The organism is Rhodopirellula halodulae (assembly GCF_020966775.1).
In the GTDB taxonomy this organism is placed as follows: domain Bacteria; phylum Planctomycetota; class Planctomycetia; order Pirellulales; family Pirellulaceae; genus Rhodopirellula; species Rhodopirellula halodulae.
In genome coordinates this window covers 470,595-493,278 of sequence record NZ_JAJKFV010000011.1, presented here as the reverse complement: position 1 = coordinate 493,278, position 22,684 = coordinate 470,595, and the positions used below count along the sequence as shown (strand labels likewise).

The following is a 22,684-nucleotide window of genomic DNA, read 5'->3' as shown; positions in this document are numbered from 1 at the left end:
GATTGAATGTGTCGCAAAATATTGGCTCCGTATCCTCAGTGGGCGTGACGGAGGACGCGCAGAACGTCCCCCTTGAAGGGTTCAACCCGATCCATTCTCACAGGTTCCGCCGAACAGCGCGGATGTTCCCGGGAATTCATGCGCGTCAAACGAATTCAAGCCCGAAACGAACGATTCGTCGGTGATTGGCACGTTCTTGGTTGTGCCGCCGTCCAATCGCCGATGGCTTCAGCGGCTCGCCAGCAACATGTCGGGGCGACGTCGGCGTGCCTGGATCGCCAAGGTACCGGCCACAATGGCGATGCCCGGAGCCGTCAATCCAGAGAAACGCAGGGGGCGTGTGTCCAAAGCGGGTTGAGCGAGCAACTGTGTTTCCAGCTCGATCGCCGCCAAGACGGCTTCTCGAATTTGGTCCGTGTCGAGCCCCGATTCGCTGTCATCTTCCACCGCCAAGACGCCGATGGTGCGATGCACGCCGACGGTCGCATCCAACGCGATGTCGACCATTTGCGGCGACAGGGTCGCCATGCCGGCGGGCGAAATGGTTGGCAGACTGGATTGGACACGAATGTTGTCGATCAGTCCCGTTTTCGAACCAAACCAATTCGCGATGATGGCGTCGAGCGTTTCCGACTCGGTCGCGGAATCTGCCAAAGGCTGACCAGGCGAATTCGACGAATCGCCGGTTTGGGATGGGGAAGCAGTGTCCGCCAATTTGCGAAGCTGGCGAAGAGTTTCTTCGTCCAACTCCCAAGTTTCCTCCAACGCCGTCTCCGAGAAATCCGCAGAAGACGCGTTCCAAGGAGGCAGCCAGTCGATCGTTCCGTTTTGGCCGGCTGCCGTTTCCGTCGCAGCCGACTGGAACAACGACGCCGCGTTCAACATGTTTGTGTCGTAAACTTCGTTTGGTGAAGTTGTCGAGGCGTGGATCGTTCCGGCAACATCGGAGCCGGGAAGCATCATGTTCGACAAGCTCGCAGTGTTTCGCTCCATCACGGATGACGGGCCAACGTTTCTTTGGACGCCGCCTCGATCGGATGACGCGGGCGCAGCCGTTGCATTCGCAGAGTTTCTGGTGGGGCTTGGGTTGTTCGAAGAGGTATCGCGAGATGTCTCGTTGGAAGACGCCCGTTCGCTTCCCGCTGCCGCACTTCCCAACCAGTTCGACGCACCCGTGAACAAATGGGCGGTTGAATGGTTCTGGTGCTCCGTCGCATGAGGAATGTTGGCTTGGAACACTTCAATGTCTGTGCCACTCGCCGAGTATGTTGGGATGTAGGAAAGCTCCAGCACCCAAGTCACTTCCAGCACGTTGTCCGCGACGGTTGTGAGTTCGTTCGACTTCGGTCCACTTTGGGATTGGGATGGTTGGTTCTGGTTGCGACTTTCCAGTGGGCTGGATGAAAGATCGCGAGGTCGTTCCGGGGTGTTGCGAACTCGTTCGGCGCCGTGATGCGAAACACGATGCAGGTCAGCCGCCAATCGATCCAACTCGGCGTGTCGGTGACCCTGAGAAGGCAACTGCAGTCGTTCACCTGAACGAATCTTTTGCGAATTTTCCGAGAAGCTGGACACTTCCCGTTGAGTAGAAGCTTCATGGAACGTTTGGTAATTGGAACCACCGCGAGTGAACTCACCGAAGTCCAGGTCCAATCCCAAACTGGCCGCGAGCAGGCTGCGCGTTTCCAGTCGTTCCAAAAGCAAAATTCGCGAATCGTTGCGTGGGAGCATGTTTGAGTTGCTCATGGTGTGTTCCCCTGCGAATCGATGGACGCTTGATCGTCGCGGCTTACCGGTTTTTCGGCTTTGAGTTTCCCGCTGGTCTTCCTGCTGCCAACAGACTGGACCGGCTGAATGCTTTGCTGATTGGCTCGGTGTTTTTGCAGGTACTCATTGTAGCGTTGAACCTCGGGGGCCAAGTTCACCGCAGCCGTCTGCAACTGGATGGCTTCCGCGTAAGCCGTGTTTGCACTATCGGAATCCTGTCGCTGTTGCTGTAGGAAACCGTAGTTATTGAGGACTCCCCCAAGCATGCTCAGGGTTTCTGCGTCGTTGGAGAACTGTTCCACCAAAGGACGTCCAAGTCGCAGTGCTTGCTCAAATGCGATTTTGGCGTCCTCGAGCATGCCTTGTTTGGAATGAAGTAGCCCCAGTTGGTTGTAGCTGAGCGTGACATCACGTCGATGATTGGGGCGATGAGGCCAGCGTTCAACCATGGGTTCGCCAATCGAGATGGCTTGGTGCAACGTCGCGATGGCTTCCGCCGGTTGGCCTGCTTCCGACTGAGCCGCACCCAGAGTGTTCAGGGCGACGATGGTCTGGCTGGCCACATCCACATTGCTTGGATCGGCTTCCAAAATGCTGAGCTGAATTTTCAGTGCCAATTGGGCTTGTTCGATCGCCCTTTCCGGGTGCTCGGCGGTTAAGAGACCGGCAAGGTTGGATCGGATCGCAGCCAGTTTCTTCTGAACTCGCAAGCGGTTGGTGGAGATTTTCGAATCGTCGTCCGATGTGGCGAGAGCGAGCGGTTTCAGGCGGTCGATGGCGTCGCGGAAGGCGTCCTCCGCCTGGTTGTTGATCCCGGACTGCATCAGCAACAAACCCATGTTGTTAAGTGATGTCGCCAATGCGATTTTTGATTCGGTTCGTGTCGAAACGAGTCCCGACGAATTCGCCAAGTCTTTCTGAGCGTCCATGGCACGGACCAATAACCTCGCAGCCTCTTCCATTTGCCCGTCTCGCATCAGAGCCTGCGCCAGGTTGTTTTGGCAATTGGACCAAGCGAGTCGAATGGAATCGGAGGTGCTGCTGGACGCGGCGAGTTCTTTGTAGATCACATCACTCCGGCGAAGTGCCGCGATGGCTTGTTCGCTGTCGCCGAGTTCGGATTGCAGATCACCCACCTTCGCAAGCGTCATGGCCAGGTCTTCGCGTAGCTCCGGATCGTCTTTGACTTCCGACGCGAAACGTTCGTAATACTCGAGCATTGTCAGCAGCAATTGGCGTCGGACTGGTTCCGCGGCGGGGACATCGTCCAAACGTTCCGCGATTTCCGCTCCCAGTTCGTCCAAGGCACCCCGGGTCAGCGTTTCGACCTTCGTGGCACGCTCCGCATTCAGATCGGATTCTGATTTCGCAGCCGCCAATTTCGCGTTGGCGATGGCGGAGCCGACGAAGGCAATCAAGATCACCATGGTCGCGACGAACGCCAATTTGCGGTGTTTGGAAGCCAGCCGGCTGCATCGGTCGATGATCGAAGGCGGCCGAGCGAGCGTGGGTTCGTCACGCAGCACGCGTTGCAGATCCTCGGCAAACGTCATCGCGGTGTCGTAGCGATCTTCGCGACTTTTGGACATCGCTTTGCGAATCACCGTTTCCAAATCCAGCGGCAGATCGGGACGTGTCGCACGCAGCGGCTGGACTTCACCATCATCGATTTGTTTCAGAATGGTCGCCGCGTCTTCTCCTTCGTGGGCTCGTCGAAGCGTCAGGCATTCGTACAGCGTTACGGCCAATGAATACACATCGGCTCGCCCGTCGATCAGAGCCGTTTGTCCACGAGACTGCTCGGGGCTCATGTACCGCATCGTGCCGATGACATCGCCGGAACGAGTCAGCGACAACTCGGTTTGACAGCGAGCCAAACCAAAGTCTGTGACCCAGATTTTTCCGTGGCCATCAAGCATCAAGTTCGATGGTTTGATGTCTCGGTGCACGACCCCGTTTTCATGAGCCTCGTGCAATGCGTCGGCGACGTCGACACCCCAACGAACGACCTCTCGCCAATTGACGGCGGATGAGTGTTCCTTGTGCGTCGCGACCCATGCATCAAGGGACACGCCGTCGATGTATGCCATCGCGTAGTAGTGGACGCCTTGATGGCTTCCCACATTGTGGATCGGAACGATGTTGGGGTGTTGCAGCAAACCGGCGGCGTGAGCTTCGTTCTTGAAGCGGGCGATTTGGTTGGAGTCCAGCATGGAAGCCAACGGCAGCAGTTTGATCGCGACGCGTCGGTCAAGCGACTCTTGGCTGGCTTCGTAGACGACGCCCATCCCACCGCGACCGATTTCGCGTTGCAGCACAAAATCGCCGAGGCGTTTGTCGGCGGGCAGCGGTGTGGCAGAGGCATCCATCGACGGATTCATGCCGGCGGCGATGCCGTACAACGCCCGCAGCTTTTCCAGGTAGGCTCGGAACACCGATTCCAGGTCAGGATTGGAACGAACGATTTCGTCCTCATCCAGGCGTTCACCTTGTTCCAACCCAACCAGATATTCGTCGAGCAGTTTGGTCAATTGAGATTGCTGTTCCTCATCCAGTCCCCGTAGCAAAGACGGGTCAGTCGACTGGGATAAATCGTTTGGAATCTCGAATGCGACCATCAAGTTTTTCTTTCGGAAGCTTTGAAGCTCTCCAGTGCTCTCAGCCAAAGCATACGGACGGCACCGCTCTTTCGATCCATTCTTTCCGCGATCTCATCGAACGACAGTCCATGCAGGACTCGCAAGACGATGACCTCACGGTGATGAGGTTTGAGTGTGCTGAGTTGGTTTGCCAGTTCGATGGCTCCTTCTTCTTGCCGCATGGGGGTGCTGGGCGAAGGTTCGCGTCCGGCTAGCAGTCCCGCCCAATTCAGACCGGACTCCTCCATGCGATTGTTCACCGTCTCCAGCGAAATTTCGCGACGGATGTCACGCTTTTGAACTTGGACATTTCGTTTGAAACTGCGGTGCAGCGTGTGAATCAGAATCGTACGCAACCAGCATAGAAACTCGCCCTGGCTGACGCCTCGGAAATCATCAAAATCCTGGTGGGCCTCCAGCATCGCTTCCTGCACGATGTCAGAGGGACTGACCCGTTTTCGCAACCGGCGATCCAATTGGGTGCTGGCCAAGATCGTCAGATAATTTGCATACCACTGCAGCATTTGGCCGAGCGCTTCGCGGTCGCCCGCCCGCGCTTGCTCGAGTAACGCAACAAACCCATCGCCCCCATTCCAGGGCGATGAGTCTGCCGACGAGTCGTTGGAATGGGTCCAGGTATCGGTCGCAACCATCCCGTTGTCTTTCGAAAAGGGTTGAGAAGAAGCAAGAACTGTGGAGAAGGAGGAATGATGCGTCAGGCGGTCATCAGCAAACGGAAGCCACCATGCGGGGACTTCTTCGCTCGCAAAGACATCGTTGCGAGGTCAGCCGGAAACCGCCGGCATTTTTTTCCAAATGGACGATTATTTTGATGCGGCTTCGTTCTCTGCCAGGATTCGCCGCATTCGATGACACCAGCGAAATTGCCTGGCGACCGGGAATTACCTCGACCGGTGCTCGAACAATCGATTCTGGTGGAGTCAAAATCTCACGGTGGGCGAGGAGTTCGAGCCTACTCGCCGGGGACGTCTAACGCCTCAGGCGAGGTGCTTGGCCGCGATTCGTAGGGCGTCCCATAGATGCGAATACCGAATCGATGCGTTGAAACGTGGCGGCGATGGTGTCCGTGGAAGTGTCCTCCGTCGCCAATCGTTCCTGTCGAAATGCCTCCAGTTCTTCGAACGAGACTCCGCCGTCTTCGTCCGCGTCCGCCTCCGAAATCTTTGCCCAAATGCGATCGCGAACTTCGGACTCGTTGATCAGCCCGTCACCGTCCGCATCGTGTCGGTCGAATTTCTCTTGGCGGAATCCAAGGAACGTTTCGGCCAGTTCCGTCGTCGTCAAAACGCCGTCTGCATCCAGGTCCGCGTCAGCTTCGATCAGCTTGTTCCACAAATGTTCGGGAGTCTCGTCTTCCGTCAGCGAACCATCGTCATTGTCGTCCAAACGTTCCAGCAGACTTTCCGCATCGCCTCGGAAGATGCCCGCTCGAAACAGCCCGTGACGATGTCGTTGAAACTTTTGTTCTTCCTGAGCGTCGTCTTCATCTGCGGGATCTTCTGCGATCGGATCATCCGCTTCATCGAGTTCTGGGTCATCGAGTTCTGGATCGTCCAGTTCGATAACAACGGTGTCTTCTTCGTCCGCGTCTTCGTCGAGCAAACCACCTTCATCGATGCTGGCTTCTTCGTCGACGGCGTCCGATGGTTCGTCGACCATCGTTTCATCGGATGCGTCTGTCTCATCGCCATTTTCCTCAGCCGAGTTCGTCGCGGTTTCTACACTCGACTCGTTCATGGCGTTGATGACCATCAGAGCGTCAATGGAACTGATGTCCCCATCGCCGTTGACATCGCAAAGGCCCGAAAAGTCTTCGTTCGTCAGGTCTTCACCGGAAGTTTGGTTCAGCACATTGATGATCATCAATGCGTCGAGCGCTGACGTGGAGTTGTCTTGATTCACATCGGTCGGTGAAACGTAATTGGTGAAGCTCCATTCGGCATCCAACCGACCTGCGAATCGTCCACGGAATCGGTTGTTCGTCCACCAGCTCCAATAGAAACGGCGGCGTTGATTGGTGGGCTCGTCGCTATCCGAAGAATCGTCGGGTAGCGGTGTGTCATCGTCGACATCGTCGACGGGGTCCGAATCACCGTCGTCGGAATCGCTGTCGTCGAGTTCATCGTTATCAGGTTCACTGTTGTCGAGTTCATCGTCCGGTGTCGTGGTGTCCAGCGTGTCGTCGGTTTCGACCAGCGTTGGATCGGCTTCCGCGTAGAGCTGAGTGATTGCCGCAACGTCACTGCTGTCCAGTTCGGTGAAGAACTGATTGGCGGAAACAAAGGACGCTAGGATGCTCTCCTGTTCTTCCAAGTGATCCAGTCCGAGAGCGTGACCGATTTCATGGACGGCGACCCAGACGAGGTCGAACGCGGAGCCTCCCTGTGAGTTGCCGACTTCCCAGTTTTCAGCCAAATCAAACTGAATGTCGCCGGCGATGCGAGCCGGATTCACGTCGTCCGGAAAGTAGGCCTGAGCCAACGTGCCTGCGGTTCCATCCAGTTGAGTGAACGAAATATCCAGCGAGTCGTTCAAGCCAACTTGGTCTGTCTGCGTGAAACTGATGTCCACGACGTCAGCCCAGGCATCGAGTGCAGTACGAATCGCCGCATTCGTCTCTTCTTGGCTTAGAGAATCAGGCGATCCGTTGATTGTGTAGGTCAGGTCCGCACTTCCGAGCCCCGGCCCATCCCAACCCAAACTCGCCGCCAGAACACGACGGTTTTCGAGAGACTGAATGGACAACCGACGGGAGAGCTTGCGACGTTGGGGCATGACGAAAGACGCTGCGAGAGAAGAGAAACAATCCATTGCCACCGCCAAATTCGCTTTGATTCGCGATGCAAACGCTGGTCGAAAGCGGTTGCGGGCTTGGCTGTTCCCGAAAAGGGGAAAACGCATGGACGGATGTCACTCTGCCGCGAAGTTTTTCGCCAGATCACTCTCGCGACGATTTCACTGCACGCCTGCGCTAGGCGTTGATGTCCGCCACGATGAAATCCAAATGACGAATTCGCGAATCGCCGTTGGTGATGCTGGCGGTCAGGGTTTCGCCCGAATCTACAAAACGGACTTGATAGTCACCGGTAAGAGATAGACCGCGAAATCGATAGTTGCCAAACCGGTCGGTTCGCGTCGTCGCGACCACTTTGGAATCCTGATCCATCAATTCGATCAAGCAATCCTCGATGCCGCGGCGGTCGTTGGGTTCCGAACTGGGCGAAGTATCGGCATAGACTTGTCCGCGAAGTTCAGTCCGCATGAAAAACACGTTGTCTTGCAGACCATCCACCGAAGTGTTGCGTTCGATAACGTCTTTGAGTCGCGTTCGCTCAAGTGTTTGCAGAGCTTGTCCTTCCCACAGGTTTCGATAGAAGAAGCGGTCTCCATCCCGAGTTCGTTGGAATTGATCGGCAATGATGGTTGCGGTCAATTCTCCAACGGATGCGTCCAGCAGATGGTCTTCCGCCATCAAGCCCACCCATAAATCGATGTCATCCACGGAACCATAAAGCGATGCCAGTCTGCTTTGGAGCGTCACGTCGCCGGTGATGTCGGCAAACGTGCTGACTGGCGGAAGCCCGTAAGCTTCGCGCGTAGCGTTGTAGTCGCTGAGTCCATGGTCTCGACCGCGTTGAATGTTCATCGCCACCAAGTCCATCCCGCCGGCACCGGGAGGCCCGAACAGGAAGTTTCGCAGGGCGTCCACCACGCCCAGGTCAATTTCGTTTGCCGCTGCGGAAGCGTCAAACTTCAACAGCCCGTCGATTCCGGTTTCCTCCAGCATCGAAGCTCGGAAGTAAGCATCTTTCAAAGCAACTTCGTCTCGCAGGGCTTTGCCGTCGTTGTCTAGAAAATCGATCTCTTCCCGTAGCGTGCTGTGTCCCAACCGGAAAGCCGCTGTCGAAAACTCAGTGGCGATGCCTGGATTCACCGTCGAGTTGTAGCCGGCGTATTCGGTCATGAAGCCACGACCCAACAACGCGGGCAGAAACTCGTTGTAGGTGATGGACTGAACAATGGCGGTGACCACCGCACGAGCACGCTGGTAGACGGTTTCGTCGTCGGCCGCCGGGTCGATGATTTGAATCGCGTCGGCCAATCGATTGTGTTCGCGGATGAACAACGTGTGCATCGCGGTCAGACCAATGTTCTCACTAGCACGACTGTCACCGGCGATCGCCATTCCATGTTCGTCCAGCGGCAGCAAGTCATTCGATGTGACTTTCATTCGGCCTCCCACGAACGTGCGAAGTGATGCCGCCGTGGTCTCGTCACTGCCGTAGACCATCGATCCATCGATGAAGGCGGTGATCAGATTGATTTGCTGTGCCGGGTTGTCGGTCGATGTTCCCGTACCCAAGGCAAATTCATTGCGGTGAAAGGGGATGGTTTTCGTTCCCGTTTGGTCGGGATCAAAATGTGGGTCTCCGGTTGGCACGACGATATTGAATGATTCGCCCTGTTGTTCCGTTTCACTGAGACCGAGGTCGTGATCGATGAATTGCCCCCACGCATAAACGAATGCGGATAATCCATGTTGGTTGATGGGTGAATCGAATGAGTTTGTCGACAACAAATTGCTGATCACTCGTGGGCTGGGCCGATTGGCTCCGGCGGGCGCGGACACACCGTCGGCATAGGCTGCGGGTGCGATTCGAAGCAGCGTCTGCCCTGTGGCACCCCAATTCGTGTGAGTCAGATTGTTGCCACGTCCGTCAATGGATGAGACGACCTCGGGTGCGTTGGGGATCAGCGGCCCCGGTCTGACGGAAGGAATCGAAGTCACTTCGTTGTCATTGCCGATGCGATTGATGACTCGCAACGCGTCCAGCGCGCTTCGGTTTCCATCGTTGGTGACGTCGGTGAAAACCGAAGCATCGTCCGACCGATCGTCGGACAAGGCGTTGATGACCAGCAGAGCGTCCAGAGCGGATACTCGACCGTCGTCATTGACGTCTTCGGCGTCGTAGACGTTGTGCCGACAGGCAATCCCATCCGCGGCCAACAACTGTCGCGTCTCCAGAGATTCCATCTGCGGTCGCCGGAATCGCGATCGGCATCGTCGGTGCTTGCGATTGCGGCGATAGGAATCGTGAAAGAACGACATGGGCTGGGACGGCGAGCAAATCAAGTGACGCGTGAACTCGATCGCGACAATGCGATTTCACACGAGGGGCGAATTCTGAGCGGCAGTCAAGCAAACCGGAGATTCTAGTTCAAGAGAGCTTGAGAAGCCCGATCCAATCTCGATTCGCGGACGTTTTGGGTGGGACAATTTATCTCAGTTGTGGTGCTGGTTGCTCACGAGGCTAGCGGGCGTTTTTTTGCGGCGGTGTTTGCCGACCTTGGTGGGTCGAAAGAATTTGTCCCGCAAACTTGCTTGGATGGTGGCTGTTGTGCAGAATGAGCCACGCAACTCGGTCAGCGGCTCGTTTAAAGTGCTTGAGTGACAAATGATCGAAATGTGTCTCCGTCAATGGCGGTGCTTCTCGAGTCGCGTCTCGACTGCGACGCTTGGGGCATGGTGCCCAATCGGCTTCTTCCATCATCCCCCTTCCGATCTTTTATGACCAAACAGCTCCTTGCCTCGCTTGCCTTCGTTCTCTCGCTGATTTGCCTCGTTACCGTTGGTTCAACGGAAACCGGTGCTGCCGAGAAGCCCAACGTGTTGTTGATTCTGGTTGACGATTTGAAACCTGCGATGGGGTGTTATGGCGACCCGCACGCCAAGACACCTCACATGGACGCGCTGTCGGCTCGTGGGATGCGTTTCGATGCGGCGTATTGCAACCAAGCTGTTTGTGCGCCTTCGCGTTTCACGTTGATGCTTGGATCCCATTCAACTTCGACGGGACTGTACGGCCTCGGAAGCCAGTTGCGACAAGTGATGCCCAACGCGGTGACCATGCCGCAGCATTTCGCGAAGCATGGTGGCTATCGCACCGAGTCTCTGGGCAAGATCTTTCACATTGGACATGGAAATCATGGTGATCCCGAGTCGTTTTCGGTTCCTCATTTCAAAGAGAAGGTGATTGAGTACGTCGAACCCGCCAGCACGGATGGAGGCAAGCTAACGCGCGAGGAGGCTTTCTTCACCAACCAGAAACTCGGACAGATTCGCAGTCTCCCTCGTGGTGCCGCGTATGAGTCTCCCGAGGTGGATGACAGCGCCTATGCCGATGGACGTGTGGCGGAAGAGACGATCCGTCGCTTGAGAGCAGCCAAGTCACGGTTGGATTCCGAGGGAACACCGTTCTTCATCGCTGCCGGTTTCGCGAGGCCCCACCTGCCGTTCAGTGCTCCCAAAAAGTACTGGGACTTGTACGACCCACAAACGTTGCCGATGCCACAGCACGAACAGTTGCCCAAGGATGCACCACCGGTCGCGGGGAAACGCGGTGGAGAGATCACAAACTACAAACCTGTGCCCGAGAAGGCCAATGCTGAGTTCAGCGAAGAGCTGAAATGCGATTTGATTCATGGCTACTACGCCAGCATGAGCTACGTCGATGCTCAAATTGGAAAGGTGATCGATGAGCTGGATCGTTCGAGCCTCGCCGACAACACGATCGTGGTGCTTTGGGGGGACCATGGTTTTCACTTGGGAGACTTGGGCATTTGGACCAAACACACGAACTACGAACAAGCCAATCGGATTCCAATTTTGATTGTTGCCCCGGGGGTGACCGCCGCCGGTTCATCGACCAAACAATTGGCCGAAAGTGTCGACCTGTTTCCCACGTTGGCGGAATTGGCCGGCCTGCCCGCACCTCAAGGGCCGCAGTCAGTCGATGGAGTCAGCTTGGTTCCAGTCCTTCAAGATGGATCGGCACGTGTACGTGACCATGCGTTTCATGCTTACCCGAAACGCAAATTGGGCCGCGCCATTCGTACCGATCGCTATCGATTGGTGCAGTGGATGCCCTACGACGGTGGCGGCGACATCGCCTACGAACTGTACGACTACGAAGCGGATCCTTTGGAGCGGGAAAACTTGGCGGCGCGGCAACCCGAAGTGGTCGAGCGTTTGAGTAAGATATTGCAAACCTACCCAGCCCCGATGAAACGCGGCGGCTGATCCGATGCGGCAAGGCATGCTTGCCCGTTGCATGCTTGCCTGTTCACTCCCCACCCCCACCACCATCCCCGCCTGCTCTCTTATGCCAAAGATCTCGACCGCCCACGCAACGCTTCGTGTTGTGTGGCTCGCCATCGCATTTGTCTCGTTTGCTCTCGCCAGCTCGTCTGTGTTCGCGGATGATGCCAAACGTCCCAACATCGTGTTCATCTTGGCGGACGATTTGGGCTATGCCGACCTGGGCTGTTACGGACAGGAATTGATCCAGACTCCTCGTTTGGATCAGATGGCAGCCGAAGGCATGCGGTTCACTGACTTCTATGCCGGCAACACTGTTTGCGCGCCGTCACGAAGTGTTTTGATGACTGGCATGCACATGGGGCACACTCACGTTCGCGGAAATGCGAGTGGGCCTGACATGTCCAAGCAATCGCTGCGTGACGAAGACGTGACCGTGGCGGAAGTCTTGAAAGCGGCTGGATACACGACCGCTTTGTGCGGCAAATGGGGGCTCGGTGACGATGCTCCCGGTGGCCGCGAAGGGCTGCCACGCAAACAAGGATTTGATCATTTCTACGGTTACCTCAATCAGGTTCATGCCCACAATTACTACCCCGAGTTCCTGTGGCGGAACGAAACCAAAGAGCCGCTTCGGAACGTCGTGGAGCGACGTGATCGATCCTACGGTGGTTTCACAGGAGGCATGGCAATTCAGCGTGTGGACTATTCCCATGACTTGATCGCCGAAGACGCCCTCGACTTCATTCGTGAAAAGGCGGAGAAGTCTCGCGAGCAGCCGTTCTTTTTGTATCTCTCGTTGACCATTCCCCATGCCAACAACGAAGGCACGGGCATGTCCGGCAACGGGCAGGAGGTTCCTGATTACGGCATGTACTCGGACAAGGATTGGAGTGATCAGGATAAAGGCCAAGCCGCGATGATCACTCGGATGGATTCAGATGTCGGTCGAATCTTGGATCTGTTGGCCGAACTCAAAATCGACCAAGACACCGTCGTGATGTTCTCCAGCGACAACGGTCCTCACAACGAAGGAGGCCACAACCCCGAACGTTTCGATCCCGCTGGGCCTCTTCGTGGGATGAAGCGAGCGTTGACCGAGGGCGGCATCCGAGTTCCGTTGATTGTCCGCTGGCCCGGAACGACTCCGCCCGGCACGGTGTCCGATCACATTGGCTACTTCGGCGATTTGATGGCCACCACCGCTGAGTTGGCCGGAACGGAATTTCCCGAGGACGCGGATTCGATCAGTTTTGCACCAAGTATCGTTGGACGCCCCGAAGCCCAGCAATCACATGACTATCTCTACTGGGAGTTTTACGAACAGGGAGGTCGACAGGCGGTGCGTGCTGGCAAATGGAAAGCCATTCGCCAACCGTGGATGAACGGCCCCATCGAGCTCTACGACCTCGAAAGCGATCTGGGTGAGACCAAGAACTTGGCGAAGCAGCATCCGGAAATTGTGAAACGGATGGAAAACGCCATGGCCGAAGCCCATGTGCCGCATCCCAATTGGCAGGCTCGCGGAAAAGCACCGAAGAAGTAACTCGGCCGTTCGTTGCGTTGCTGTCCGCGTTCAACATGCATTCGAAGCAGAGTGCTTTGCTCTGCTGCGATCAAATGTTCTCACTTAGGCAGCAAGAAACCCAGGTGGTGGGCGGCGTGGATCCACATGAACTGACGCCATTGCTCCGGTGTCAGATCATCAAGAAATGGATATTGGTCCATGCTGCCCTCAAACGTTGACGCTTCGCGAATGGTTGCAATGCATCGTTGAATGATCTGCTCGTCTTCGGCATCACCGGGCGACTTGGGTTTGAGTCGATCCAGGGTTGGCGCACTTGACATTTTCCGTTGACGGAGCATCCGTCCGAAGACCCATTTCAAAACCGTCGCCCGCAGTAGTTTGGGCATCCGAAACCCGAAGCCTTCCATGCCGCCTCGCATGATCACGTCCAAGTGCTCGCAGATTTGAGTCAGGTTCCAGTTCTTGAGCTTGTCGTATTGCGTCCCTTGTAGGCGTTCAATTTCGGCGATGACTTCTTCGCCGCTGTGAAAGTCCAATTGTCGTTTCGATGCCATCGGAGCGAATTCCAGAAGAGAAGGGACGAGGCATGGTTGAGCTTGTCAATTTATCGGCGACCATCGACAAACACTTCCGGAAACATTGTCTCGCGACACTGAACCGCACGCGCGTGAGCGTGTCTCGTTCACACGCGAGTGAAAACGCGAATGCAGCGTCCCTCTTCTTTTCAAGAAAAGTAACTTTCACCATGATCACTTGGCAAGAATTCGAGCAGGTGGACCTGCGTGTCGGAACGGTCGTCCGCGTCGAGGAATTCCCGGAAGCCCGCAAGCCTGCCTACAAAGTGACGGTGGACTTTGGGGAAGAGGTTGGCGTCAAGCGAACCAGTGCACAGATCACGGACCACTATTCACCTGATGAACTACTGGGGCGTCAGGTGATCGGTGTCGTGAACTTTCCGCCGAAACAAATTGGCCCGTTCATGTCGGAGTTTCTGCTGACCGGGCTCCATCGTGATGATGGTTCAGTCATTCTCGCCGTGCCCGACCAAGCCGTCCCAAACGGTGTCAAGTTGGCCTAGTTCTTTGCTGGCGAGCAGTCCGCTTCACCACGCATTCATTGGACGTTTCTTGGTGTTACTTCTTTTTTTTGTTCGGACGAGGAACGACCTGATGGCTTTGTGCCCATTGTCGCCATTGCTTCTTCAACTGCGCGACTTCATCGGGATGTTCGCTCGCCAGGTCAACCTGCTCCGTTCTGTCCGCGGCAAGGTCGAATAGCTCCCAAGTCCCGCGGACTCCTTGCCGAACAAGTTTGCGGTCACCCACTCGGATCGCAGCGTTGCCTTCGTGCTCCCAATACAAAGGCCGTTTCGCGAATTCGCCTTGGCCCGTGAGCAGCGGTTGAAGGCTTTGCCCCTCGAGTCCATGAATGGTCTGGCCACGAAAGTCGCTGGGGTAAGTTGCTTCGGCGAGATCGACGCAGGTGGCCATGATGTCGATGACGTGTGTCGGCGTATTGATCCATCCATTTGCATCGGTGGACGGATTCAATCGAGCTGGCCAGTGCGCGATCAAAGGCGTGGCGGTGCCGCCCTCGTGGTTGTAGTGCTTGTACTTGCGAAAGGGCGTGTTGTTCAAGTGGGCCCAGCATCGACCGATGAACACATTGGAGTGCGGGTCACCCGGTGAGTCGCCTTCGTACCGACCACTGACACCTGCCTCGGCATTGCCGCCGTTGTCCGACAAGAAAAGGATCAAGGTGTTGTCTAGCTGGCCGCGTTGCTTCAGGGCGGCGACCAGCTTTCCGATGTTTTTGTCGATTTCGACAATCATCGCTGCGTAGATCGCCATCATGTCGTCGTAGCGTTTTTGTTCGGACGGCTCCAACGACTCCCATGCCGGAATCTGTTCCGGGCGAGGTTCCATTTGCCAGTGCTCGTCAATCAATCCTGATTCGATTTGGCGAGCATAACGTTCTTCCCGTAAGCGGTCCCAACCGTCCATGTAACGCCCCCGAAATTTCGCGATGGTGGCCTCCGGGGCCATGCATGGGAAATGCGGGGCGACGTGGGCGAGGTACCAGAAGAAAGGCTGTTCGTCAGCAATGGCTTCGTCGATGAATCGGATGCCTTGATCAGTCCAAAGATCGCTTCCGTACCACGGTGGAGAAAACTGAGGATCGTCACGGTCAACTTGTTCGCCGTTCAGATACAGCTTGGCCCCGCCTTTGGATCCGGTTTGGTCTGAGAAGTGCAATCCTCCCGCCGGGAGGTTCAAACTGCGATCGAATCCGCGGCTGTGTGGTGTCACGCCCTGTTGAAATCCGACATGCCATTTTCCCGTCATGGCGGTGAAGTAGCCGGATTCCCCCAGCACCTCCGCAATCGTGACGCATTGATCGTTCAGTCGACCGCGATACCCGGCAACCTCCTGGTCAGTCGTCATCCAGCCGATGCCAGTTTGGTGGGAATAGAGTCCTGTCAGCAACGAGGCTCGCGTCGGACAACAACGACCCGTGTTGTAGAACTGAGAAAATTTGGCACCGTTTTCTGCCAGCTGATCCAAGTGCGGTGTCGGGATCTCGCTCCCGTAAGGACCGATGTCCGAAAAACCCATGTCATCCACCATAATGACAACGATGTTGGGACGATCATCCGCGATCGATGTGTCCGCGATTTGCAGCGAAACCAGGATGGCGGCACCGGCTAACCAAGCGGATGCGGTTCGAGAATTCTTGGAAAACCGAGAAAACACGAGCGTCGAGGGAAGAGCCATTCGAAACATGAGAGACCTGCGCACGGATGCCATGAAGCGATGCAGCCGCTTTGACAAATCTCGTCAAATTGCAATGCCGACGTTGAAGTCTGCGTGCGATGCTGCCGTCACAATGGTAGCGGTTGCGCGGGCAAGAACCCTGAGACTCGGCGTCAAATGGATAATGTATTTTGCCAGGTATGTGGCGGTGGCATGGATCGATGCGCATGAAGAAACGCACTGGCAGTCGAGATGATCGACTGCCAATGCGATTCGAGATCAATCAAAAGTGTTTGAACTAGGAACGGTTGGTTCGGCTGCCTCCATCCTCTTTATCTTCCAGCTTCTTGGCGAGCTGTTTGGCTTTTTCAAGGTGACTTTCAACTTTCGAAATCGCTTCTTGAGCCAACGGTTGAAGCTCTTGTGGACCCGTGCTTTCGATCGCCTTCAATTCGGCCAGCATCATCGTGTGCGCGACACACTGTTGTCCGAGGAAAGCCATTTGGAAGTCCTGACCTTCATAGCGATTGAGCATGTCGCGAGTCATCCGCATCGCGTTGTCGCACGCTTGATCAGCGATTTGGCAGAGCTGTTGCGGAACACGTGGGCCTTGGTTGCCGGTCTGGTATTGTTGGCTGAATTGGCGAAGCTTCTGGTTGATGGCCTCATGATCGCGAACGATCGTTTCAGTCAACTGCTTGAGTTCCTGATGGTCTGTTTTCTCCATTGCCAACTTTGCCAGCTCAATTTCGTTTTCGTTGGCCTTTTGCAGTTTCTGAACGATGGCCTCGGTAACGGAAAGTTGTTGTTGTCGGCTCGAGCTGGTGGGAGCTCGTCTTGCTTCGTAACGCTGGTTGTCCAGTTCCGTCGTTTGCGGCGGCAACTGATTGATGCCGTTGTTCAAACCATTGTCGTTTTGTTGTGCTTGTGCTTGGGGGAGTCCACTGACAGCGGTCAAGGCGGCAACAGCCAATGTGAATCGCATTTTCGACATAGGGAAATCCTTTCAAACCGGGGGATGTTCCGGAACTCAACGTCGGTTCCGGCGACAACCGATCGTGCATCTCGTGTTCCGATGGGGAGCGTCGCGATTGATCTTCCGCCGAATATTCATCTCGCGTTCATGTTGATGAGCGAATGCACGTGATTGACGCAAATGGCCTTCATGGGAATGCGTGATTCCCGTCGAAGCTTGAAACGAAGTTCACAAGTGGTGGATCCGAATCGATCAACCAGCACTGACTGACTCGATCGAAGAATGACCAACCCGGGTGCAGTTAGATTGCTAGCACATGAACAATTGATTCGCATTCGACACGAGCGTGGCGAGCAAAATCTTCTATGATGGGAAGGTCTGCAAAGAAGTTGTTTGTCCAATTGCCTCCATGATGCTGCTTGCTATGCCCTCTCCGTTGCGAACGTTTTCTGGCTCTCCGTTTGTAGCCCAAGCCCGATCGATGAGACGGACAGTTTTGGCTGCTGTCTTTGCGTTGAGTGTTTCGGTGTTGTTTGCGAGTGCCTCATGTGCGCAAGACACCAGTTCGGACAAAACCACGCTGCGGGTTCTGACCTACAACATCAAACGCGGCTACGGAAACGACCGGGTAACGGATTTGGCTCGAACAGCGAAAGTGATTGAGGCTTCGCGTCCCGACTTGGTCGCCTTGCAAGAGGTGGACGAAAATTGCAGGCGGAGTGGCGGTGTCGATCAGGCACGTTGGTTTGGTGAGAAGCTCTCAATGCATCATGCCTTTGTTCCGTTCATGGACTACGACGGTGGACGCTATGGAATGGCGGTGTTGTCGCGGTTTCCGATCACGGCTGTTGACGCACTACCACTGCCCGAAGGAAGAGAACCCCGCGTGGCGTTGGTTGCCACGATGGAATTGCCGGGTGAGCAAACGTTGAAGATGATCAACGTGCACTTCGACTACATCTCCGATGACCAAGTTCGGTTTGAGCAAGCGAAAAAGGTCCGCGATGCGATTGTCTCGGGAAGCGATCCGGCAATCCTATTGGGCGATTTCAATGATCAACCCCATTCGCGAACGTTGGGGCTCTTTGAAGAGGCGTTCGTTGAAGCCAAGAAACCGGAGGGCAATCGTTTGACGTATGCATCGGACGACCCCAAACGCGAGATCGACTTTCTGTTCGCCTATCCCGCCGCGGGCGAGTCAACCGGAAAGGCGTCTTCAGGATCGTTTGCTTGGCAGATCGATCACGTCGAAGTCATTGATGAACCGGTTGCTTCCGACCATCGACCCGTTTTGTCTGTGCTGCGTTTGCAGACGAAACAGTAAGCACGCAAGCGTGCTACAAAACGCGGGGATGGTTGGCCGTACCGGGCATTGGGCATGGCCTCATCGTTTGACTTGATCTTCCATGATCGTTCGGCATGCCTGATTCGCGTCTCGCCAATCACCGGACTTGGCGAGGTCGATGACGTCGGTCAATGCATCGAATGACTTGTCCGAGAGCTTGCCTTCGGATCGCCACGTTTGAATTTCGGACTCCATCTTGGCAAGAGATTCCGAATCACGTTGATTGCAAATACGAAACAAAGCGGTGGCTGCTCCATAACCTTGGTCATCCAGTTCGACCTTGGTGCGAGGGAAAAGGAACACCCCGATCGCAACGATCAACGCCAGGATTCCGATCCAACCAAAACGGCGAGCCAAGCTGGCAGTTTCGTCGCCTTTGCTCATGTGCTTTCGGGCTTGCATCACAGTTTTTCCCAGTCGATGGTTTCGCCTTCGTTCATGCTGGACATTTCCGCCCAGACGTAGAGATCCACGAAGTCAGTGATAAAGCGAACGGATCCATCGCCAAGGCAGACAAACCCGCCGCCGGGATGGTCAGAAACCATTTGCCCCACGTGATAGGTTGGGAAATTGACGGGGTGAATGATCGGGAACCCGGTGATGTCCAATTCGCCGCCTGATGGACCCGCGTGGACCAAGGTCAGCGTGGCGGCGGCATCGGGGCCGTTCTCAGGGGATTCAAAGCGAGGGTGTGTGAACGCGCCGGGAACGACGCCGACCCAGGTTTTATCGCTGAGCGTGGAGGTGTGCTCGCCAAAGAAGATGGTGTTGCTGGTCCCATCCAATACGTCTCGGAAACGAGTCTTGGAATTGCGATAGAAAGGACCATCTGCCACGCGTCCAGTATCCCCGTCGATCGTGATGGTTTTGGTCTCCGAGGTGTAGATGTTGGTGAAGACAACGCCCGTGGCAGCCGATCCGCATTCACCCCAGCAACTCTCTTGGCCGTGACTGGCAACGTAGTGTGTTCGTCCGAGTTCGATCGTCCGGCCATTGATTTGAAGTTGGCCGCCCGTCTCGTTCTGAACTGGAAAGGGTTCATCGCCTCCTGCCGCACTTGGGCACAAAAAGAACGGCAGCGTGGCCGAGATACCGGCTTCGTTCGCGGGCGACCAAAGCGGCTGGTCAAAACGGAGGCTGTCGTTGACCGCGGTGGCTTCTGCGAATGGAAGCAATCCCGCGCCCCACCCCCATCCGGGGCCAGCATCCCAGGTCACGGGATCCATCGCGACGGATGCGGGAGAGTTTCCTGAATTGGTGGCGTAGGAAACGTAGCCGGCTGGAAAACGCTGGTAGGCGGAGTGGTAGTTCTGCGCGGCCAGCCCAATTTGCCGCAAGTTGTTGCTGCATGACATGCGGCGGGCGGCCTCTCGAGCGGCTTGCACCGCGGGCAAAAGCAATCCGACCAAGACACCAATGATGGCAATCACCACCAGCAATTCCACCAGAGTGAAACCTGCGTCACGACGATGGCCAGTGGCTGTGGTTTCCGACGCGAGCCGGGCACGATCGCCGATCGCTAACGCCTTTGAGGTTGTATATCGCATATTTTCGCGTGGCCTCATTCTTAGTCTGTGCTAAGTTTGTGTGCAAAAAAAGAGAAGAATCAGGACGAGATGTCAAATCGAAAAAGCGTGTTTGCCGGAGGCTGGACCGTTATCGGCGTCGCCAAAACGCATCCAATTTGTCGGCAGCGGCTTTTTTGACAGTTAGCGCGTGCTAACAACTTTAGCTGAGGCTATCTTTGATGCAAGCGGATTGCAAGAGGGTTTCTGAACCCCTTTTGCTTGTTAAAATGCTTCTCCATTTCTTTATTTTCCCTCTCTGGCACCGAAGGGCGGATCCTTTGCCATCCCATTCGCATCACCGGACTCGATCGGACCACGCCAGCGAAGTGGCCGAGGATTACGTCGAAGCCATCGCGGAATCCATTTCTGAAAATGGAATCTGTCGGGCGGTGGACTTGGTGCGGCAATTCGATGTGACCCATGCCACCGTGAACAACACCATCAGCCGTTTGCAGCGGGATGGATTGGTGCTGACGGAACCCTATCAGCCCATCAGTTTGACCCCCAAGGGGAAGCGGATGGCAACCAAGGCTCGGCAACGGCACGAGATCGTGCGTGAGTTCTTGTTGCGGCTGGGCGTCAGCGAAAACACCGCCACGATCGACAGTGAAGGCATCGAGCATCACGTCAGCGATGAAACGCTGAAAGCGATGAAGCGGATTCTGAATAATGGTTTGCCGCCGGCTTCTTGAATGGGATACGCGTTCAAATGGACGCTGCTGGGTTTCTGGAATTCAGTCGGAGGATTCAGAAGTGTTCGTGGTTGGCGATTCCAGCGATTGCTTGTCGCTACGTGAGACCACGACATCCGTCAGCAGCAACCCTGCGACGATGGAAACGGCGGTCAACATCATGGTCGCGGTCAGGTGAATGCCAGACGGCAGATCCTCTTTCAACATGATTTGGGACAAGCCCGAAAATCCCAGGCTGCCGGGAACGAGCAACAACAATGCGGGAAGCAGCATCACAGCGGTTGGCAACCCAAGTCGCGCTGACGCGTGATGGCTGGTCACGCCCGTGACAAACGCGGCGATGCCCACCGAGGCAAAGGGACCAAACACGGTTCCTGCTAACCGTAGGACTCCGTAGCCAAGCAGCGTTGACGCCAGTAACCATGGGATGTCGCGATAACGTGTGCGGAAGGTCACGGCGACGCACAGACCGATGGGCACCAGGACCAATGAGGACGCGAACCAGTCCGGTGAGTCCAGTTGCACCGAAGGAGGAATCGGGATCAGCGCATCCACCAATCCGTAACCCATGGAAACGCCGAAGACGATGGTTAGCAACGTGGTCATCGCTCCCGAGAATCTTGCCGAGCCCGACGCCAGGTTCTGCGTGGCCAATTCGTTGATGCTGATGGTCAGGTGCAATCCGGGAACGAGCAAGATCAACGCTGCTAATGAAGTGATCTCGAAGTTGCCGGTGCCGAAATAGGCCTGAATACTGCAAGCGACCGAACTGGCGAGAAAGCCGGCTGCCACATTGATCAGGTGGACTTGGTGACGTTGTGCGGTCAGCCAAGTCACCAAAATTCCAACCATCAATCCAACCACGCCCGCGGAAAGGGTGGTGCGAATGTCTCCGCCAACCAGCACGCTGATGCAGGCGGCCACCCCGCCATGCGACAGGATCTGGGTGACGGTGCCGTACCCTTCGCTCATGGCGTTGATCTCCGACAGCCGTTGCCAGGCGGCCGGGGTGTTGAGTTGGTTTTCCTGGATCTCTCGCTGAAGTTCAAACAAAGCTGCGTAGCGACCCAGATTTGTGTCGCTGGGATAGACCCGAATCAGCCGGGTGTCATCGCCGCCGAAGGTGACGAACAACGCCGTCGGAGTCGAGAAGAACGAAGCCTCGTGGCCGAGCGACGCGGAAACTTGTTCCATTTCAAGATCCAACTCGTACGCGGGCGAGCCACAAGCATGCAGGCTGCGAGCCAATTCGAGGACGAGCTGTTTGGAGGAAACATCAGAGTTCACGGAAGACTAACAGGTGAATGCGAGGCGAATCGACTGGGAGGCGGAGCTTTTTAAACCGCGTATCGCGAGAGATGTGAATTTTTAGAGTGGACCAGATGAAGTGAAGGCGACGTCATCCAGCCTGCAATCAAGCCAAACGTCGCAATCGCTATCACCGCCAAGGTCGCTACTAACCAGGACAAGGTAGCGGTTTTCTCTCACCCGAATAGTCATTCGTCTGCAGCCACCCACTGATTCCGTTGTAGCGTTTGATACATCCGAGCATTTCGGGTGTGGAAGTGTATCTTTACCAACATTGATCGCGGGGCACGTGACATGTTAAGCCGAAAATCTGTCTCGGGTTTCGACCTGGGAACAGACCCGTTGGATGTTCGTTCTGACACCGAACGAACACCCGTTTTTCTGCAGCGTCTGGCCATCATTTGGGGGCTCACGCTTGCAGCACTGTTCACAGGGTTGTTTGTCTACGGCAATTCGCCGGGACCTTCAGGCCCTCCTCCGGAACAAGCTCCGGAGGCAATCTCGACGAAAGTCGAAGGTCAAACCGCTCTGTCAGGCCAACAACCGCCTTGGCAAATTGTGATGGCGGTGCATCCGCAATGTCCTTGCACAGTCGCTTCGGTGACGGAGCTGCGCAAAATCTTGCATCAACACGCGTCTGAATCGGCCTCATCGCCCGTTCGATGCCAATTCTTGTATTACCACCCACCCGGTGAAGAAGTCACCTGGGACCAAGCTAGGCTTCATCAGCACCTTCGAAAGGTTCCTGATTCGATTGTCCGGTTCGATGAAAACGGATTGCTCGCAGGGCAGATGGGAATGCGGACCTCCGGTGCCGTGACCGTATTCGATCCTGAAGGACGCACGCGATTCCACGGTGGCATCACGGTTTCCCGAAATCACGAAGGCGACAACATCGGTTCGCGAGCCGTGTTGATGTTGTTGCGAGGAGAAGAACCTCCTGTGCACGAGACATCCGTCTTTGGGTGTCGGATGTAATTGCCGGAAT

17 protein-coding genes are annotated in these 22,684 nt (G+C 55.8%); 6 read left to right on the top strand and 11 right to left on the bottom strand.

The features are described from left to right. Positions 1–228: 228 nt before the first annotated feature. From LOC70_RS10440 to LOC70_RS10420, 5 genes are all read right to left on the bottom strand, one after another. Positions 229–1,746 (bottom strand): hypothetical protein, encoded by a 1,518-nt coding sequence (locus tag LOC70_RS10440; protein ID WP_230253543.1) that lies wholly within the window; start codon positions 1,744–1,746, stop codon positions 229–231. After that, positions 1,743–4,385: a serine/threonine-protein kinase gene (locus LOC70_RS10435; protein WP_230253654.1), complete on the bottom strand. Its 2,643-nt coding sequence runs from the start codon at positions 4,383–4,385 to the stop codon at positions 1,743–1,745. The genes LOC70_RS10440 and LOC70_RS10435 overlap by 4 nt, the downstream gene beginning before the upstream one ends. After that, on the bottom strand, positions 4,385–5,059 hold the full coding sequence (locus LOC70_RS10430; protein ID WP_230253542.1) for a sigma-70 family RNA polymerase sigma factor: 675 nt from the start codon (positions 5,057–5,059) through the stop codon (positions 4,385–4,387). Before LOC70_RS10430 ends, LOC70_RS10435 begins: the two co-directional genes overlap by 1 nt. 337 nt (positions 5,060–5,396) lie before the next feature. Continuing rightward, positions 5,397–7,328: a matrixin family metalloprotease gene (locus LOC70_RS10425; protein ID WP_230253541.1), complete on the bottom strand. Its 1,932-nt coding sequence runs from the start codon at positions 7,326–7,328 to the stop codon at positions 5,397–5,399. Between the two features lie 70 nt (positions 7,329–7,398). Beyond that, complete coding sequence (locus LOC70_RS10420) at positions 7,399–9,462, bottom strand: peroxidase family protein (protein WP_390889024.1); 2,064 nt, start codon at positions 9,460–9,462, stop codon at positions 7,399–7,401. A gap of 534 nt (positions 9,463–9,996) precedes the next feature. On the opposite strand from LOC70_RS10420, the gene LOC70_RS10415 reads away from it, so the two are divergent. Both LOC70_RS10415 and LOC70_RS10410 read left to right on the top strand, forming a co-directional pair. Continuing rightward, positions 9,997–11,508: a sulfatase gene (locus tag LOC70_RS10415; protein WP_230253539.1), complete on the top strand. Its 1,512-nt coding sequence runs from the start codon at positions 9,997–9,999 to the stop codon at positions 11,506–11,508. 16 nt (positions 11,509–11,524) lie between these two features. After that, positions 11,525–13,072, top strand: coding sequence for an arylsulfatase (locus tag LOC70_RS10410; RefSeq protein ID WP_230253538.1), 1,548 nt, complete (start codon positions 11,525–11,527; stop codon positions 13,070–13,072). Positions 13,073–13,152: 80 nt separating this feature from the next. Here the strand turns inward: LOC70_RS10410 and LOC70_RS10405 are convergent, their stop codons facing one another. Beyond that, on the bottom strand, positions 13,153–13,608 hold the full coding sequence (locus tag LOC70_RS10405; protein WP_230253537.1) for a DUF1569 domain-containing protein: 456 nt from the start codon (positions 13,606–13,608) through the stop codon (positions 13,153–13,155). Positions 13,609–13,799: 191 nt separating this feature from the next. Here LOC70_RS10405 and LOC70_RS10400 point away from each other — a divergent pair, with 191 nt between their 5' ends. Then, a complete protein-coding gene (locus tag LOC70_RS10400) occupies positions 13,800–14,132 on the top strand; it encodes a tRNA-binding protein (protein WP_230253536.1) in 333 nt (110 codons plus the stop codon). A gap of 55 nt (positions 14,133–14,187) precedes the next feature. Here LOC70_RS10400 and LOC70_RS10395 read toward each other — a convergent pair whose 3' ends face one another. Both LOC70_RS10395 and LOC70_RS10390 read right to left on the bottom strand, forming a co-directional pair. Continuing rightward, on the bottom strand, positions 14,188–15,828 hold the full coding sequence (locus LOC70_RS10395) for an arylsulfatase (protein ID WP_230253535.1): 1,641 nt from the start codon (positions 15,826–15,828) through the stop codon (positions 14,188–14,190). Positions 15,829–16,105: 277 nt separating this feature from the next. Next, complete coding sequence (locus tag LOC70_RS10390; RefSeq protein ID WP_230253534.1) at positions 16,106–16,801, bottom strand: DUF4142 domain-containing protein; 696 nt, start codon at positions 16,799–16,801, stop codon at positions 16,106–16,108. Positions 16,802–17,264: 463 nt separating this feature from the next. Between LOC70_RS10390 and LOC70_RS10385 the strand changes: the two genes are divergently transcribed. After that, on the top strand, positions 17,265–18,107 hold the full coding sequence (locus LOC70_RS10385) for an endonuclease/exonuclease/phosphatase family protein (RefSeq protein WP_230253533.1): 843 nt from the start codon (positions 17,265–17,267) through the stop codon (positions 18,105–18,107). Positions 18,108–18,167: 60 nt separating this feature from the next. Here the strand turns inward: LOC70_RS10385 and LOC70_RS10380 are convergent, their stop codons facing one another. Both LOC70_RS10380 and LOC70_RS10375 read right to left on the bottom strand, forming a co-directional pair. Then, positions 18,168–18,530, bottom strand: coding sequence for a hypothetical protein (locus LOC70_RS10380; RefSeq protein ID WP_230253532.1), 363 nt, complete (start codon positions 18,528–18,530; stop codon positions 18,168–18,170). Further along, entirely contained in the window at positions 18,530–19,675 is a 1,146-nt protein-coding gene (locus tag LOC70_RS10375) for a DUF1559 domain-containing protein (protein WP_230253531.1), read from the bottom strand. The genes LOC70_RS10380 and LOC70_RS10375 overlap by 1 nt, the downstream gene beginning before the upstream one ends. 299 nt (positions 19,676–19,974) lie before the next feature. Between LOC70_RS10375 and mntR the strand changes: the two genes are divergently transcribed. Then, positions 19,975–20,388 (top strand): manganese-binding transcriptional regulator MntR, encoded by a 414-nt coding sequence (gene mntR / locus LOC70_RS10370; protein WP_230253530.1) that lies wholly within the window; start codon positions 19,975–19,977, stop codon positions 20,386–20,388. 42 nt (positions 20,389–20,430) lie between these two features. Here mntR and LOC70_RS10365 read toward each other — a convergent pair whose 3' ends face one another. Further along, positions 20,431–21,675: a threonine/serine exporter family protein gene (locus tag LOC70_RS10365; RefSeq protein WP_230253529.1), complete on the bottom strand. Its 1,245-nt coding sequence runs from the start codon at positions 21,673–21,675 to the stop codon at positions 20,431–20,433. A 363-nt stretch (positions 21,676–22,038) separates the two neighbouring features. Here LOC70_RS10365 and LOC70_RS10360 point away from each other — a divergent pair, with 363 nt between their 5' ends. Further along, positions 22,039–22,674: a RedB gene (locus LOC70_RS10360; protein WP_230253528.1), complete on the top strand. Its 636-nt coding sequence runs from the start codon at positions 22,039–22,041 to the stop codon at positions 22,672–22,674. Positions 22,675–22,684 lie beyond the last annotated feature (10 nt).

Bases quoted from the DNA above. Each gene is read 5' to 3' on its own strand.
- LOC70_RS10440 (WP_230253543.1), bottom strand. From the start codon at position 1,746: ATGAGCAACTCAAACATGCTCCCACGCAACGATTCGCGAATTTTGCTT.
- LOC70_RS10435 (WP_230253654.1), bottom strand. From the start codon at position 4,385: ATGGTCGCATTCGAGATTCCAAACGATTTATCCCAGTCGACTGACCCG.
- LOC70_RS10430 (WP_230253542.1), bottom strand. From the start codon at position 5,059: ATGGTTGCGACCGATACCTGGACCCATTCCAACGACTCGTCGGCAGAC.
- LOC70_RS10425 (WP_230253541.1), bottom strand. From the start codon at position 7,328: ATGCGTTTTCCCCTTTTCGGGAACAGCCAAGCCCGCAACCGCTTTCGA.
- LOC70_RS10420 (WP_390889024.1), bottom strand. From the start codon at position 9,462: ATGGAATCTCTGGAGACGCGACAGTTGTTGGCCGCGGATGGGATTGCC.
- LOC70_RS10415 (WP_230253539.1), top strand. From the start codon at position 9,997: ATGACCAAACAGCTCCTTGCCTCGCTTGCCTTCGTTCTCTCGCTGATT.
- LOC70_RS10410 (WP_230253538.1), top strand. From the start codon at position 11,525: ATGCTTGCCCGTTGCATGCTTGCCTGTTCACTCCCCACCCCCACCACC.
- LOC70_RS10405 (WP_230253537.1), bottom strand. From the start codon at position 13,608: ATGGCATCGAAACGACAATTGGACTTTCACAGCGGCGAAGAAGTCATC.
- LOC70_RS10400 (WP_230253536.1), top strand. From the start codon at position 13,800: ATGATCACTTGGCAAGAATTCGAGCAGGTGGACCTGCGTGTCGGAACG.
- LOC70_RS10395 (WP_230253535.1), bottom strand. From the start codon at position 15,828: ATGGCTCTTCCCTCGACGCTCGTGTTTTCTCGGTTTTCCAAGAATTCT.
- LOC70_RS10390 (WP_230253534.1), bottom strand. From the start codon at position 16,801: ATGTCGAAAATGCGATTCACATTGGCTGTTGCCGCCTTGACCGCTGTC.
- LOC70_RS10385 (WP_230253533.1), top strand. From the start codon at position 17,265: ATGAGACGGACAGTTTTGGCTGCTGTCTTTGCGTTGAGTGTTTCGGTG.
- LOC70_RS10380 (WP_230253532.1), bottom strand. From the start codon at position 18,530: ATGCAAGCCCGAAAGCACATGAGCAAAGGCGACGAAACTGCCAGCTTG.
- LOC70_RS10375 (WP_230253531.1), bottom strand. From the start codon at position 19,675: ATGCGATATACAACCTCAAAGGCGTTAGCGATCGGCGATCGTGCCCGG.